The organism is Candidatus Methylomirabilota bacterium (assembly GCA_036002485.1).
Lineage (GTDB): Bacteria > Methylomirabilota > Methylomirabilia > Rokubacteriales > CSP1-6 > AR37.
The window spans coordinates 69,678-84,410 of record DASYTI010000033.1 but is presented as its reverse complement, the minus strand read 5'-3'; the positions used below and the strand labels follow the sequence as shown (position 1 = coordinate 84,410).

At 66.8% G+C, this 14,733-nt stretch carries 14 protein-coding genes; 12 read left to right on the top strand and 2 right to left on the bottom strand.

All coding sequences use genetic code 11. From position 1 onward, the window contains the following. The first annotated feature begins 1 nt into the window (after position 1). The 7 genes from VGT00_03965 (at position 2) to VGT00_03935 (ending at position 7,691) form a co-directional block, all read left to right on the top strand. Positions 2–1,804, top strand: coding sequence for an ATP-binding protein (locus VGT00_03965; protein ID HEV8530555.1), 1,803 nt, complete (start codon positions 2–4; stop codon positions 1,802–1,804). 1 nt (position 1,805) lies between these two features. Next, positions 1,806–2,348 (top strand): hypothetical protein, encoded by a 543-nt coding sequence (locus tag VGT00_03960; protein HEV8530554.1) that lies wholly within the window; start codon positions 1,806–1,808, stop codon positions 2,346–2,348. A gap of 357 nt (positions 2,349–2,705) precedes the next feature. After that, positions 2,706–3,515, top strand: coding sequence for a trehalose-phosphatase (gene otsB / locus VGT00_03955; GenBank protein HEV8530553.1), 810 nt, complete (start codon positions 2,706–2,708; stop codon positions 3,513–3,515). After that, positions 3,512–5,782, top strand: a complete 2,271-nt coding sequence (locus tag VGT00_03950) for a trehalose-6-phosphate synthase (GenBank protein ID HEV8530552.1) — start codon at positions 3,512–3,514, stop codon at positions 5,780–5,782. Before otsB ends, VGT00_03950 begins: the two co-directional genes overlap by 4 nt. After that, positions 5,766–6,224, top strand: a complete 459-nt coding sequence (locus tag VGT00_03945) for a CBS domain-containing protein (protein ID HEV8530551.1) — start codon at positions 5,766–5,768, stop codon at positions 6,222–6,224. Before VGT00_03950 ends, VGT00_03945 begins: the two co-directional genes overlap by 17 nt. A 260-nt stretch (positions 6,225–6,484) precedes the next feature. Next, positions 6,485–7,141: an OmpA family protein gene (locus tag VGT00_03940; protein ID HEV8530550.1), complete on the top strand. Its 657-nt coding sequence runs from the start codon at positions 6,485–6,487 to the stop codon at positions 7,139–7,141. A 97-nt stretch (positions 7,142–7,238) separates the two neighbouring features. Continuing rightward, positions 7,239–7,691: a response regulator gene (locus VGT00_03935; GenBank protein HEV8530549.1), complete on the top strand. Its 453-nt coding sequence runs from the start codon at positions 7,239–7,241 to the stop codon at positions 7,689–7,691. Positions 7,692–7,758: 67 nt separating this feature from the next. Here VGT00_03935 and VGT00_03930 read toward each other — a convergent pair whose 3' ends face one another. Next, positions 7,759–8,295 (bottom strand): hypothetical protein, encoded by a 537-nt coding sequence (locus VGT00_03930; protein ID HEV8530548.1) that lies wholly within the window; start codon positions 8,293–8,295, stop codon positions 7,759–7,761. 11 nt (positions 8,296–8,306) lie between these two features. Further along, positions 8,307–9,521, bottom strand: a complete 1,215-nt coding sequence (gene moeB, locus VGT00_03925) for a molybdopterin-synthase adenylyltransferase MoeB (protein HEV8530547.1) — start codon at positions 9,519–9,521, stop codon at positions 8,307–8,309. Between the two features lie 149 nt (positions 9,522–9,670). Here moeB and VGT00_03920 point away from each other — a divergent pair, with 149 nt between their 5' ends. The 5 genes from VGT00_03920 to VGT00_03900 are packed head-to-tail and all read left to right on the top strand — an operon-like array spanning position 9,671 to position 14,719. Next, positions 9,671–10,732: a glucose-1-phosphate thymidylyltransferase gene (locus VGT00_03920; protein ID HEV8530546.1), complete on the top strand. Its 1,062-nt coding sequence runs from the start codon at positions 9,671–9,673 to the stop codon at positions 10,730–10,732. Next, on the top strand, positions 10,732–11,271 hold the full coding sequence (locus VGT00_03915) for a dTDP-4-dehydrorhamnose 3,5-epimerase family protein (GenBank protein HEV8530545.1): 540 nt from the start codon (positions 10,732–10,734) through the stop codon (positions 11,269–11,271). Before VGT00_03920 ends, VGT00_03915 begins: the two co-directional genes overlap by 1 nt. A 9-nt stretch (positions 11,272–11,280) precedes the next feature. After that, a complete protein-coding gene (gene rfbB / locus VGT00_03910) occupies positions 11,281–12,279 on the top strand; it encodes a dTDP-glucose 4,6-dehydratase (protein HEV8530544.1) in 999 nt (332 codons plus the stop codon). Between the two features lie 3 nt (positions 12,280–12,282). Then, the gene (locus tag VGT00_03905) at positions 12,283–13,302 is read left to right on the top strand and encodes a S1C family serine protease (protein ID HEV8530543.1); all 1,020 of its coding nucleotides are present in this window, start codon (positions 12,283–12,285) and stop codon (positions 13,300–13,302) included. A gap of 10 nt (positions 13,303–13,312) precedes the next feature. Beyond that, positions 13,313–14,719 (top strand): HD domain-containing protein, encoded by a 1,407-nt coding sequence (locus tag VGT00_03900; protein HEV8530542.1) that lies wholly within the window; start codon positions 13,313–13,315, stop codon positions 14,717–14,719. Positions 14,720–14,733 lie beyond the last annotated feature (14 nt).

Below are 14,733 nucleotides of genomic sequence, written 5' to 3'. Positions count from 1 at the left end.
CATGCGATTCGGCATTCGTAGCAAGGACGCCGTGGCGGTGACGCTGCTCACTTTCCTCGTGGTGGCCACCACCACCATGGTGCATATCTCCCAGCTCACCCGAGTGGTCGTCCAGGAAGCCTCGGGACAGGCGCAGCTGGTGGCCAAGCAGATCTACGCGCAGATCGGGCAGGCGCTCACGCGCGCCCCCGGACGCCCTCCTCTCGAGGCCCTGCGCCGGGACCGCGAGCTGCGAAACCTGCTCGAGGCCAGCGTGGGGTACTCGCCGCATCTCGTCTATGCCTTCGTGTCCGACGGCGGCGGGGCCGCCCTGCTGGATACGCGGCGGGATCGCGAGGGCGCTCCCGCTCTCCAGCCGGGCCGACTGGACGATCTGCTCGGCCTCGGCACCATCCGGCGCTTCTCCGCGCTGTACCGGAGCGGCGAGACCTACGAGACGGTGCTGCCCATGAACCTCAATGGGCAGCCCTTCGCGAGCATCCATCTCGGTGTCTCCACCACCCTATTGAGAAAGGAGCTCAACGCCTCGGTCGGACGGAGTCTGGCCCTCGCGGGCATCACGCTTCCCGTGGCCTGGCTCGCGGCCATGGCCCTGGCCCAGCTCACCCTGCGCCCGCTCCGCGCCCTGGGCGGAGAGCTGGATCGCCTGCGCCGCGGCGAGTTCGACGTGGGGACCAGCCTGGGGGGCGGGAACGAGTTTCAGGAGCTTTCCTCCCAGCTCCAGCAATTGGGGCAGGAGATGCAGGCTGATCGGACGGCGACCTTGAGCGAGAAGGCCCAGCTCGAGCATATCGTCGACCAGCTCGAGGACGGTGTCATCTTCCTCAATACGGATCAGCGGATCCTCTTCTTCAATCGGGCGGCAGCGGCAGCGGTAGGCCGGCCGCTGGAACAGGTCGTGGGCCTCCCGCTGACCGAGGTCCTTCCCGACGACCATCCGCTCTGCGAGCTCATGGCCGAGAACGGCATGGGCACCGCAGCGCCGCACAACCGGACCCTGGCCTTTCCCCAGGACGGGAGCACGCGCGAGTTCCTGGTGTCGATCGTGGCCATGCGAGACAAGAACCGGGCCATGGGGGCGGCCATCCTCATGAAGGACCTCGATTCCATCAAGACGGTCCAGTCCCTCGTCAGCTATTCGGCCAAGCTCGCGGCCCTGGGCCGTCTGACCTCCGGGGTGGCGCACGAGGTCAAGAATCCGCTCAACGCCATGATGATCCACCTCGAGCTGCTCAAGGAGCGCCTGGAAGCGCCGACCGCCGAGGTGCAGCAGAGTCTCGAGGTGATTGGCTCGGAGATCCATCGCCTGGACCGGGTGGTCCAGGGCTTTCTCAGGTTCATGCGACCGCAAGAGCTGGTCCTGAAGACGATAGACATGAACGGGCTGCTGCGGAACTTGACCGCGTTGATCGAGGCGGAGTGGCAGGGCGAGGGGATCCGGATCGCCTGTGAGCTGGATCCTACCCTCCCGCCCGTGGGCGCGGACGAGGAGCTCTTGCGCCAGGCCTTCCTGAACGTGCTGCAGAATGCCAGTCAGGCCATGCCGAAGGGCGGGACGGTCACCATGCGCACCACGTGCGAGGGCCGGGACGTGGTGCGCGTGGACATCGCGGACGAGGGCGTGGGCATCGCCCGGGACGATCTCGAGCGAATCTTCAAGCTCTACTACACCACCAAGCCGGAGGGCACCGGGATTGGCCTCTCCGTCGCCTATCGCATCGTTCAGCTGCACGATGGGGTGATCGATGTGGACTCCGAGCTCGGGCGCGGGACCACCATGACCATCCGGTTGCCCGCGAGATAGCATGCGGCCACTGGCCTGGGTGCTCGTGTTTGCGCTGAGCCTCTCCGGATGCGCGTCCCTCAAAGAGTTCTTTTCCCCGGCGCCGGCCGCGCCACCCCTGCGCTCAGCGCCCGCCCCCGCCGAGCCTTCCGTTCCTCCCGCGTCCACGCCGGCGGTGCCCGCGGTGCCCGCAGTGGCCGCCCCGCCCGCGCCCCCGCCCCCGCAGCGGCCGGCCTCGCCGGGCGATTCTCCCTTCCGGACGGTGCCTCCGCCTCCGGAGCCATCGCCGTCTCCGCCTCCGCCCGTCCTGTCTCCACAGGTCAGCAGCGAGGAGGACGCGCGACTGCGTGGCGATGCGCAGAACAGGATGACGGGGACGGAGACGCTGCTGCGTCAGGTCGATTCGAAAAAGCTCGGGGGACAGCAGCAGGAGAACTTCCGGATCATCGAGAGCCTGCTCGCCAGCGCAAAGGACGCGCTCTACGCGCGCGACACGCACCGAGCCCGCACGCTCGCCGAGAAGGCATATCTGCTCGCCGAAGATCTGGTCCGCAGTCTTCGCTGACCGCCCGTGTAAGGCTTACACCCGTCCGGTAAGTCTTGCTGTGCGCTCGCGGACCCTCTCCGATAACGCGTCGCGTCTGCAAGGTCTAACTCTTCGAAACTCTGAGGGTTCTGAGTCCTGATCTGCATGGCATGCCCGTTGCGATATTCCTTCCGACAATGCGCGGATCAAACGGGCGACCCGAGCCGCGCGCGCATCGCCTAGACTTGCATCGCCTAAAAAGGAACATGGAGACTTCTCGCATGCTCCTATTCGCCTTTGTTCTCCGGCTAGACCTGTCGAGTGGCGGCAGGGACTGGGCGTCGCCGCGAGCAGCATTGTGCGCGATCCCTGTTCTCGAACCCGGGAGGCGCCGCCATGCCTGAGACCGCCGTGCATATCCCGGAGTGGCTTGGCGACTGGGTCGGAGGCGGGGGCAGCCTCCTGTTGATGACGGACTATGACGGGACCCTCACGCCCATCGTCAACGATCCCGAGGATGCATGCCTGACCGATGGGGTGCGCGAGCGCCTCCGCGCCCTCGCCCGGACGCCGGGAGTGCGAGTGGCCGTCATATCCGGACGAGATCTCGAGGATCTTCGTGAGCGCGTCGCGGTGCCCGAGCTCATCTATGCCGGCTGTCATGGGCTCGAGATCAGCGGGCCGAATCTCACCTTCAGCCATCCCGACGCGGAGGCGCAGCAGGATGACGTGCATGCGGTGAGCATGGCCCTCTGCCTCGGGGCACCCTTCATCGAAGGGATGCGAGTGGAGCCGAAGCGCCTCGGGGTGGCCGTGCACTATCGGCACGTGGCCTCGGCGGCCCGCCAGGAGCTGGAGACGGTGCTCGCTCGATCCCTCCACCGTAAGGGCGGGCGGTTCAAGCTCATGCACGGTCACAAGGTCATCGAGGTCCTGCCCCAGGTCTCGTGGAACAAGGGACTGTGCGCCCTCTGGATCCGGGATCGCATGATGGTCGAATTGCCAGCGCCCATGATCGTGTTCTACGTGGGTGACGATTGGACGGACGAGTACGCCTTCGAGGTGCTGGTGGGGAAGGCGGTCACCGTTCGCGTCGGGGACGGCTCTGAGCCGTCGAAGGCGGACTACCGGATCAGCGACGTCGACGAGGTTGAGCGTCTGCTCACCAATATCGCGTCAGCGGTGGTGGAGAGGAGAGCCTCGTGAGAGTCACGACCAGACTCGTCCTGGCCATCTGGGTAGCCGCCCTCGCCGTGGGGGCGAGCTTCGCGTATCTCCAGGTCTCGGAGGAGCGGCAGCGTCTGCGTCAGGAGCTTGAGCGGCGAGCCGCGCTGCTCGGAGAAGGGCTCCAGGACGGGGTGGAAACCGCCCTGAGCCGCAACTCTCGCCCCGCTCTCGAGCGGCTGCTGAAGCGCTTCGGGCGGTCCGGCCAGAGGCTCGCCGTGTATGACAAGACGGCGACCCTGATCGCCTTGGCGCCGGAATCCTTCGTGCCGCGACCCGAGTCCGTCTCCGACGTGACGGCGGCCATGACCAGCGGCTCGGTGCAGCAGGTCTTCCGAGAGATGAGCGGCCGGACGTTTTACGTCTACGTCATCCCCGTTCCGCGTGACGAGAAGCCCGTGGGCGCGGTGGCCGTCGTGCTCGATGCCTCCTACCTCGCGGAGGCCGAGCGGGCCCTCTGGCGTGAGAACGGGATCCGCTTCCTGGTCCTGGGAGCCGTCCTGTCGCTCATCGCGCTGCTCGTCGTCCGCATCAGCATCACGGGTCCGATGGCCAAGATCGCCAGATGGACCAAGGCGGCCCGCCGCGGCCAGCCCCTCGAGCCCATGAAGCTCGGAGATCCGAGCCTCTTCGGTCCCATCACGCGGGAGGTCTCGGTGCTGGCCCGGAGCCTCCAGCGGGCGCGGGCCGCCGCCGAGGAGGAAGCGGCCCTGCGCCTCAAGGGAGAAACCCTCTGGACAGAGGAGCGGCTCAAACAGTTCGTCAAGCTCCGGCTCGGGGAGGCCCCGCTCTTCGTGGTGTCCAATCGCGAGCCGCTGAGCCACGTATGGAAGGATGACCGGATCATCGCCCGCCGGCCCGCCAGCGGTCTCGTCACGGCCATGGAGCCGGTCATGCGGGCGTGCGGCGGCGTGTGGACCGCTCAGGCCAGCGGCGATGCCGACCGCGAGACCACGGACGCCCGAGGCCACCTGGGCGTGCCCTCGGACGATCCGCGCTATGTGCTGCGACGGGTCTGGCTCTCGAAGGAAGAAGAAGACGGCTACTACTATGGCTTCGCCAACGAGGGGTTGTGGCCGCTGTGTCACATCGTGCACACGCGGCCGCAGTTCCGCCCGGGCGACTGGGCCCAGTACCGCGCGGTCAACGAGCGCTTTGCCGACGCCGTGCTCGAAGAGATCAAGCAGACGGAGTCGCCCCTCGTGCTCATCCAGGACTATCACTTCGCGCTCCTGCCCGCCCTCATCAAGGCGCAACGCCCCGATGCGCGCACGGCCATCTTCTGGCACATCCCGTGGCCGAACTACGAGGCGTTCAGCATTTGCCCCTGGCAGGAGGATCTCCTGCGCGGCATGCTGGGCGCCGACCTCATCGGCTTCCACACCCAGTACTTCTGCAATAATTTTCTGGAGACCGTGGAGCGCGTGGTGGAGGCTCGCATCGACAGGGAGAACTTCTCGGTCAATCGAGGTCCGCACACCACCTCCGTCAAGCCGTTCCCCATCAGCGTGGCCCCCACTTTCGTCGACGATCCGCCCAAGACCTCGCGGGAGGAGCTGCTCGCGGAGCTCGGTATTTCCGCCGAGTTCGTGGGGGTGGGGGTCGAGCGGCTCGACTACACCAAGGGGATCCCCGAGCGGTTCCTCGCCATCGGGAGGCTCTTTGAGCGATTCCCCGAGTATCGCGAGCGCCTCGTCTTCATCCAGCTCGCGGCGCCGAGCCGCAGCACCATCCGGCGCTACCAGGAGCTCGAGGCGGAGGTGGAGGCGGCCGTGCAGGCGGTCAATCGCGCGTTCCAGACGCGGCGCTGGCGCCCCATCGTCTACCTCAAGGGCCATCACGAGCATCGGGACATCTGGCCGTTCTATCGGCACGCCGACTTCTGCATGGTCACCTCCTTGCATGACGGGATGAACCTCGTGGCCAAGGAGTTCATCTCCGTCCGCGACGACGATGACGGGGCGCTGATCTTGAGCCAGTTCGCCGGCGCCTCCTCCGAGCTCCGCGATGCCTTGCTCGTCAATCCGTACGACATCGACGGGGTGGCCGACGCCATACGGGCGGCGGTGGCCATGACGCCGGAGGAGCGGCGAGCGCGAATGGTGCGGATGCGCCAGACCGTTCGCGAGCACAACATTTATCGGTGGGCGGGGCTGCTCCTGAACGATCTGTCGCGGATTCCGGAGGAAGGTACCGCGATGCAAACGGCGACGACGCCGGGGAGGTCCAGCGATGAAGAAGCTGCGTGACATCATGCGCCCGGATTTTCTCTTCACGGTGCAGCGTGACGCGATGGTGACCGAGGCGGTGCGGACGATGGCCAAGGAGAATGTCGGCATCGTCATCGTGCTGGACGGTACCCGGCTCGTGGGCGTGCTCTCCGAGCGGGACGTGGTCCGGCGGGTCGTCGACGCGGGGCGTGACCCCGGCCGGACTCCCGTCATGGACGTCATGACCGTGGGGGTCATCGGGGCCGATCCTGACGACGACTATCAGTCGGCGATCCGCCAGATGGACGACGCGAATATCCGGCACCTGCTCGTGGTCAAGGACGGACGCATGCTGTCCATGGTTTCCATTCGAGATCTGATCCGGGTGGACATGCACGACAAGAGCGAGGAGCTGCGCTACCTCCGGGAGTATCTCTACCAGGTCCCGCCCGAGATTGCCGGTCGCCACGATGCGGCATGAGCAACCCGACGGCCGGGGTCCAGACGGCGGCCGGGCGCCCAGGGCCGGGGCTGCCTCGGGATTTTCTCCAGGATGTAAGGCTTACAAGGCCCGCATGTAAGGATTACGAGAAAGTGACGGTCTCTCGGGGCATGAGCCCTACAATTCCATCGCGGGAGGACGAATTCTCCCGCGTGGAGATCAGGGGCCTCGTGGCTCGGATGTTGCACGGCTCCCTGGTTGCGGTTCGAGCCGGGCTTCGACACTTCAAGGAGGTGTATATGCGGAAGGTTGCCAGCCTCGCGGTACTCCTGCTGGCCATGGTCATTCTTCTTTCGGGATGCGCCACACGGGACTGGGTGCGGGACCTTCTGGGCAAGAAGGAAGTCGAGATCGGGGAGCGGGTGGACAAGGTGTCGGGCCGGGTGGATGAGCAGGGCGTGCAGGTGAAGACATTGGAAGGCTCGCTGGGCGACGTGCGAGGCCGCTCGGATGCCGCGCTCGCCAAGGCGGATGGCGCGTTCGCCAAGGCGGATGGCGCGTTCGCCAAGGCCGACGGAGTCGACAGCCGACTCTCGCGGCTGTGGGGCAACCGCCACAAGCGCAAGGTGGCTGACAGCATGGATGTCTACTTCGGCTTCGACCAGGCCGAGCTGAGCGATGGCACCCAGACGGCGTTGCTCGGCCTCGTCAAGGAGCTACAGTCCAACCCGGGCACCACGGTCGAGCTCGGCGGCTTCACGGACCCCAAGGGGTCTCGCGACTACAACTATCAACTCAGCCAGCGTCGCGTGGAAGCCGTGCGTCGTTTCCTCATCGAACAGGGTGTCGAGATCACAAGGATCCTGTCCGTGGGGCTCGGCCCCCTCGCTGATCGCGGCGTGCCCGATGAGAAGAAGCGGCGCGTCACCGTGCGGCTGATGGTCGATCAGGACTAAGCCGCGCCGGCGTGCGACGGAGCCGGCGAGCGCTAGCGCCGGCTCCGCTCGCGCGTTGGATGCGCCACCAGTGAACTCGCAGCCAGGGTATCGCGCCATGCCGGATGCTGGAGGCGCCGTCAAACGGGTGCAGGGTGAAACGGAGCCGACGAGGATTCTCATCGTCGACCCCTACGGTCACAGCCGTGACGGATTGAGCCTGGCCCTCCTCGGCCGCCTCTCCCAGGTCGACACGGCGTCCACGAGCTGGGAAGCCATCAAGAAGATCAAGGAGCGCCCCTTCGATGTCGCCGTGGTCGACGCCGAGCTTCCGTCGACGCACGGCCTCGCCATGACGGGCTGGGATGTCGCGCGTATTCTTCGTGCCTTCAATCCGGCGCTGACCATCGTCGTCGTCACCGCCGAGAAGGGGCCCGACGCCCAGAGGCAAGCCGATCGGCTCGGGATCTCGAGGCTCCTGGAAAAGCCCATCAGCCCTCGGGAGCTGCGGACGTTCCTGCAGACGCTTGAGCCGGGATCAGTGGGCGGACGTCAAGGCGCCGGACGCTAGCCGGACAGGCCCCCTGGCGTTCTCGTCGCGCCAGGCGCGGGAGCCCCCTTTTCTCCGAAGAGCGACACTAGGCTGACGCGGCTCGTTGCCAGGCGCGCCAGGTCTCGTTCGCGAGGATCGCCATGGCCGTCAGGATCAAGCCGAGACCGAGGAGCCAGGTGAGGCGGCCGAGGAGGTCGGTGGCGCCGAGCAGGTGGAGCTGGGCGAGCAGGTAGTTCCAATCGTGGGTGACGCCCTCCCCGCCCAGGAGGGGCAGCGCCTGCTTCTTTGCGTCCGCCATGTAGATCGCCACATCGATGATGCTCTCGCCCGTCCAGAAGAGGGCGACCGCGAAGGAGGCGGGCTGGCCCTGGCGAAGGAACGTCACCGCGCACACGGCGGGAAGGATGACCTGGAGCGCCGAGCCGGCCAGGATGTAGAGGAAGCGCGGCAGGAAGAATGCGAAGGTGTGCCCGGCCTCGTGAATGACGAGGTCGATGCCGTGGATGAAACGAAGCGCTCCGCTGGCGGCATTGAAGTCGAGGCCGCGGGCCAGGACTTGCCACGCCAGGACCATCATCAAGAGGAGACCCGCGCCGCGACCGAGGACGGGCGCCAGACGCACTGTTGCCGGAGCTAGCCTCCGGCCTTGGCAACGGGCGCGGCGGGCGCCGCGGCCGACGCGGGATGGCCATTGCCATCGACGGCGCAGGCGGCCGCCCCGCCCTCGCGATGGATGGAGAGATCCGTGATGCTCGGATGCTCGCCGCACACGGGGCACTTGGGATCGCGGCGGAGCTTGACCTCACGGACGCGCATGCCGAGCGCGTCATAGGTCATCAGCCGGCCGATCAGGGGCTCGCCGATCCCGAGCAAGAGCTTGATGGCCTCGGTGGCCTGCACCACTCCGATCACGCCTGGGAGCACGCCCAGGACTCCCGCCTCACTTCAGCTGGGGACGAGGCCCGCGGGCGGCGGCGTCGGGTAGAGGCAGCGATAGCACGGGCCCTGGTTCGGGGCGAACACCGTGGCCATGCCCTCGAACTGGAAGATCGAGCCGTGGACATTGGTCTTGCCCGCCAGATAGCAGGCGTCGTTGACGAGGTAGCGCGTCTCGAAGTTGTCCGATCCGTCCACCACGAGGTCATAGTCCTTGATGATGTCCATCACGTTGTCCACGTCGATACGCGTGGGCAGCTTGATGACCTTGACGTCCGGATTCAGGGCCTGGATCGTCTCCGCGCCGGAGTTGACCTTGGATCGCCCGATGCTCGCCGTGGTGTGGAGCACCTGACGCTGAAGGTTGGAGACGTCCACCACGTCGCCGTCCATGAGCCCGAGCGTGCCGAGTCCGGCCGCGGCGAGATAGAGCGCCGTCGGCGAGCCCAGGCCTCCCGCCCCGATGAGCAGGACCTTGGAGCGGAGGAGCTTGCGCTGCCCCTTCTCCCCCACATGGGGCAGGAGGAAATGGCGGCTATAGCGCTGGATCTGCTCGGAGGTCAGCGGCGTGTCCTTGACCACGGGCAACCCGGACTGTGCCCACCGCTGGAAGCCACCCTGAAGATTGACCACGTTCTTGTAGCCCAGATCGTGGAGCGCCTTGGCGGCCAGCATGGAGCGCAGTCCCGTCTGGCAGTAGAGAACCAAGGGCGTCGAAGGATCGCTCGCGACCGAGCCGATGCGAAACTCGAGGAAGCCGCGACTGATGTTGTTCGCCGCCTCGATGGAGCCGTCGCGGTACTCGTCGGGATCGCGCACATCGATGACGACGACGGGCTCGCCGGCATCGAGGCGCTTTTTGAGCTCGGCCGGTAGCTGTTCCGGAATGATCTGTCGCGCTTCGGCCAGCATTTCCTTCAGCGTCTTCATATCAGCACCCCTTGCGCCGGTTCTCGCTTTCGAATTGCGGTTTTCATATTACCACCCTTCCCGACCGGAGCAACGGACAAGGCCCACCACCCTGTCGAAGCCGCGACAAGACTGCTATAATTGGCCGCGAAATGAAAGGGTTAATCCTCTCAGGCGGACGCGGAACCAGGCTCCGCCCCATTACCTTCACCTCGGCCAAGCAGCTGGTCCCCGTGGCCAACAAGCCCATCCTCTTCTACGGGATCGAGGCGCTGGCCGCCTCGGGCATTCTTGAGATCGGCATCGTGGTTGGCGACACGCATCAAGAGATCCGGGACGCGGTGGGCGACGGCAGCCGCTTCGGTGTCGCCGTCACCTATATCCAGCAGGACGCCCCCCTCGGGCTCGCCCACGCCGTCCTCGTCTCGGAGTCCTTCCTGGGCTCGGACCCGTTCTGCATGTACCTGGGGGACAACTTGATCCGTGAGAGGCTCGAGCCCCTGGTCACGCGCTTCCGCGAGGAGAAGCCCCAGAGCCAGATCCTCCTGGCCCGCGTGCCGGATCCGACCCAGTTCGGCGTGGCCGAGCTCAAGGACGGCAAGGTCGTGCGCCTCACCGAGAAGCCGAAGGTGCCGCCGTCCGACCTCGCCCTGGTCGGCGTCTACATGTTCGACGCGACCGTGTTCCGGGCGGTCAAGGCCATCAAGCCGTCGGCCCGGGGCGAGCTGGAGATCACGGACGCCATCCAGTGGCTGATCGACCAGGGCCATGTCGTGCGGCCGCACGTCATCGAGGGGTGGTGGAAGGACACGGGCAAGCTCGAGGACATGCTCGAGGCCAACCGGATCATCCTCGACACCCTCGTGCCGAGGACGGATGGCACCATCGAGCGCTCCGACATCACGGGCAAGGTCGTCATCGAGGCCGGCGCCCGCGTGGTGGCCAGCAGCGTCCGGGGGCCGGCCATCATCGGCAAGGGCGCCCAGATCGAGAACGCCTATGTGGGGCCCTTTACCTCCATCGGAGACGGGGTGATCGTGCGAGGCAGCGAGGTCGAGCACTCGATCATTCTCGAGGGCGCCAGCATCTCGGACATCGGCGGCCGCATCGAGTCGAGCCTCATCGGCCGCAATGTCTCCATCTACCGCAGCCAGCACAAGCCGCGGTCGTTCAATTTCATGCTCGGCGACCGCAGCGAGGTCGGCCTCATCTGATGCGTCTCAACGACGACGCGCAGCGGGCATTCTCGGTCCAGGACTACGGCGCGCCCCCCGCCATCCAGGGCGTGGAGATCGTGGATCTCAAGCGCTTCAGCGACGACGGCGGGTCCTTCATCGAGCTCGGACGGCTCGGGAAGGGGGGCGTGCACGCGGCCTTCCCCGGCTTCGAGTGCCGGCAGATCAACTACAGCGAGATGGATCCCGGCGTGGTCAAGGCCTTTCACATCCACCGGCGCCAGACCGACGTGTGGTTCGTGCCGCCCGGAGACAAGATGCTGCTGGTGCTGGTGGACGTGCGCGCCGGCTCGCCCACCGAGAAGGTCGTCCGCCGGCTCGTCCTGGGCGAGGGGGCGGCGCGGCTCGTCCGCATCCCGCCGGGGGTGGCCCACGGCGTGAAGAACCTGGCCGCCTCGCGCGGGCGCATCTTCTATTTCGTGGACACGCACTTCGAGCCGGCTCCCGAGGCCTGCGACGAGGGGCGGCTGCCCTGGGATCATGCGGGCGCGGATGTCTGGGACGTCGCCAAAGGCTGAGCGCCCCTCGTGAAAATCCTGGTCACGGGCGGGGCGGGCTTCATCGGCTGCAATTTCGTCCGCCACATCCTGACCGCGCATCCCGACGATGCCGTCGTCAACTTCGACAAGCTGACCTATGCGGGCAATCTGGAGAACCTTCGCGACGTCGAGAAGGACCCGCGCTACCGCTTCGTTCGCGGCGATATCTGCGACCGCGCCCAGGTTCGGGAGGCCATGGAGGGGGTGGAGGCGGTGGTCCACTTCGCCGCCGAGACGCACGTCGATCGCTCCAACGCGGGCGCCGCCGAGTTCCTGAGCACCAATGTCACGGGAACCTTCACCCTGCTCGAAGCGGCCCGCGAGCTCAAGGTGTCCCGGTTCGTGGCCATCGGGACCGATGAGGTCTACGGCAGCATCACCAAGGGCGCCGCGCGCGAGCTGGACCCGCTCAACCCGTCCAACCCGTACTCGGCCTCCAAGGCCGCGGCCGACCTCCTGGCCCGCGCGTACTGGACCACGCATCGCCTGCCCGTCATCGTCACGCGCAGCAGCAATAACTTCGGGCCCTACCAGTACCCGGAAAAGATCATCCCCCTCTTCATCACCAATGCCATCGAGGACAAGCCGCTACCCCTCTACGGGGACGGCAAGAATGTCCGCGACTGGCTCTACGTGCTCGACAACTGCGCGGCCATCGACCTCGTGCTCCGCAAGGGCAAAGATGGCGAAATCTACAACATCGGCGGGAGCCACGAGGTGGAAAACATCGTGCTGACGCGACAGGTGCTGCGCCTCGTGGGCAAGCCGGACACCCTGATCACACCGGTGGCCGACCGTCCCGGACACGATCGCCGCTACGCTCTCGACTCCGCCAAGGCTCACGGGCTCGGATGGAAGCCGGCGCACACCTTCGCCAAGGCCCTCGAGGCGACGGTGAGCTGGTACAAGAGCCACGAAGCCTGGTGGAAGCCGATCAAGTCGGGCGCCTTCCGCGCATACTACGAAAAGCAGTACTCGCCAAGCTAAGCCATGCCCCGCTCTCTGTTCGCCTGGGCCGTGCTGCTGGCAATGCTGCCGACGTTGCTCGAGGCCGCGCCCCAGGGCGCCGCGCCCAAGCCCGATTCCAAGGAGATCTCCGCGCTCCCGACCTACGTCCGGCGCGTGGCGCCGGCCATGGTCGGCCTTCGCGTCCAGGTGCCGCCCGACCGGCCCTCCGCGGCGACCCTCGGCGTGGAGCGGGGGGGCAGCGGTGTCATCTTCGATCAGGCCGGCTATGTCCTCACCGTCAGCTACGTGGTGCTGGACGCCGCGCGAATCGAGGTGGCGCTGCGCGACGGGCGCAAGGTGCCGGGCAAGCTACACGCCCTCGATCTCGAATCCGGGCTCGGGGTGGTCAGGCTCGAGGGAGCCGGGCCTTGGCCCGCCGCAGCCCTCGGCGATTCGAGCAAGGTCGCCGCCGGCGATGTCACGGGGACGATCGGGATCGACGAGGACGGAGACCTCGTGGTCGCGCAGAGCCGCGTGCAAGCGATTCGCCCGTTCTCCGCCTCCTGGGAGTACATGCTCGACCGCGCGTTCCTCGTCGCCCCCCACAACCCCGCCTTCGGGGGCGCGGCCCTCGTGGATCAGACGGGGGCGGTCATCGGCATCACATCGCTCCGGCTCGGCCAGTCCCCCATCGTCAACCTGGCCATTCCCGTCGAGAAGTTCCTCGCGGGTAAAGACGAGCTGCTCGCCAAGGGGCGTGTGGAGAGCCGTCCGCCGCGGCCATGGCTCGGTCTCTACACCCAGGAGCGCGCGGGGGGCGGGGTCGTGGTCGCCGGCGTATCTCCGGCGGGGCCTGCCCGGAACGCCGGCTTCCGCCGGGGCGACGTCATCGTCCGTATCAATGGCGAGCAGGTCTCGACCCAGGAGGAATTCTACCGGCGTCTCTGGTCGGGAGGGATAGGCCAGGAGGTCCAGCTCGTGGTCCTCCGCGACCAGCGCTTCGAGGCCATCACGGTACGCCCCGTGGATCGCTACCGCATCTACCGCACCGGCGATCGCTGAGGATCACCGCATGCGTGGGGTGGATACGTACCAGGGGCGCGGGCTCATCGCCGACCCCATTCACCGGTACATTCTCTACACGCGTCCGGATGGCGTACCCGGGGAGGCGACGGAGCAGGACCTGATCGACTCGTCCTGGATGCAGCGCCTCCGGCGGGTGCCGCAGCTCCAGTCGGCGCGCTGGGTCTTTCCGGCCGCCGAGCACAGTCGCTTCCAGCATTCCCTGGGCGCCATGCACCTGGCCGGACGCTTCGCCCAGCAGCTCCACCCGTCGCTCAAGGCCGAGTTTCCCGACGCCCCGTCGGCCGCGCTCATCGAGGAGCTCCTGCGGATCTCGGGCCTCCTCCATGATATCGGGCACGGGCCCTTCGGCCACTTCTTCGACGACAACTTCCTCGTGGATTTCGACTTGACGCACGAAAAGCTCGGCCAGCGCATCATCACCGAGCAGCTCGGCGACCTCGTCCGTGGCCTTCGCCGTAGCCCCTCGGGACCCTTCGAGCCCGGCGAGGCCATAGACCCCGAGTGGATCTGCTATCTCATGGGCAAGAGCTACACCAAGCCCGAGCTGGCCCATCCGCGCTGGCTCGCGCATCTCAAGCCACTGCTCTCCGGCATCTACACCGCCGACAACATGGACTACGTCCTGCGAGACTCCTACATGTGTGGGGTGGGCGTGGTGGGGCCCATCGAGATCGATCGGATCATCTACTACTCCTTCTTCAGCGAGAAGGGGCTCACCCTCGACCGCGGGGGCATCCAGGCGTTCCTCATGTTCCTGAACGCGCGCTTTTACATGTACACCAATGTCTACTACCACCGCACCACGCGCGGCATCGACCTGCACCTGAAGGAGATCTTCCGCGACACCATCCGGCTGGTCTTCCCCCACGATCTGCGGAAGGACATCCATCCGTACCTCCAGCTGACGGAGTGGACCCTCCTGGAGGAAGTGGCGCGCTGGCAGGACGCCGACGATCCGGAGAAGAAGGCCCTGGGGCAGGAGTGGCGGCATATCCTGGACCGGCGGCTCAAGTGGCGGATGTCTCACGAGGTGGTGCTGGACATCTTCGAGCCGCGCCGGGGTTTGGGCTTCATGCAGGCGGAAGAGGTCGAGCGCCGGGTGCGCGAGCACCTGCCCGCGGCCCTCAAGGATTTTTCGTTCAAGATCGATATGGCCCAGCAGGATCCCCGTCCGCTGAACCCCATCGGCATGCAGGACCGCCAGATCTACGTGTACGATTCGGCGTCGAAGGACGTCTCCCCGGAGCCGCTCAAGGAGCTGCTCAAGCACCTGCCGGGGAAGGTGGCGCAGTGCCGGATCTTCGCCCAGACGCACGAGCACGACCAGCTCTTGGCCCGGGCCCTCAACCAGGCCCTCGGCGAAGAGCGGCCCGCCCACCCGACCAACCTCTAGTAGAAGGGACAGGA

Bases quoted from the DNA above. Each gene is read 5' to 3' on its own strand.
- otsB (HEV8530553.1), top strand. From the start codon at position 2,706: ATGCCTGAGACCGCCGTGCATATCCCGGAGTGGCTTGGCGACTGGGTC.
- VGT00_03900 (HEV8530542.1), top strand. From the start codon at position 13,313: ATGCGTGGGGTGGATACGTACCAGGGGCGCGGGCTCATCGCCGACCCC.
- VGT00_03935 (HEV8530549.1), top strand. From the start codon at position 7,239: ATGCCGGATGCTGGAGGCGCCGTCAAACGGGTGCAGGGTGAAACGGAG.
- VGT00_03920 (HEV8530546.1), top strand. From the start codon at position 9,671: ATGAAAGGGTTAATCCTCTCAGGCGGACGCGGAACCAGGCTCCGCCCC.
- VGT00_03940 (HEV8530550.1), top strand. From the start codon at position 6,485: ATGCGGAAGGTTGCCAGCCTCGCGGTACTCCTGCTGGCCATGGTCATT.
- VGT00_03915 (HEV8530545.1), top strand. From the start codon at position 10,732: ATGCGTCTCAACGACGACGCGCAGCGGGCATTCTCGGTCCAGGACTAC.
- VGT00_03965 (HEV8530555.1), top strand. From the start codon at position 2: ATGCGATTCGGCATTCGTAGCAAGGACGCCGTGGCGGTGACGCTGCTC.
- VGT00_03960 (HEV8530554.1), top strand. From the start codon at position 1,806: ATGCGGCCACTGGCCTGGGTGCTCGTGTTTGCGCTGAGCCTCTCCGGA.
- VGT00_03905 (HEV8530543.1), top strand. From the start codon at position 12,283: ATGCCCCGCTCTCTGTTCGCCTGGGCCGTGCTGCTGGCAATGCTGCCG.
- VGT00_03945 (HEV8530551.1), top strand. From the start codon at position 5,766: ATGAAGAAGCTGCGTGACATCATGCGCCCGGATTTTCTCTTCACGGTG.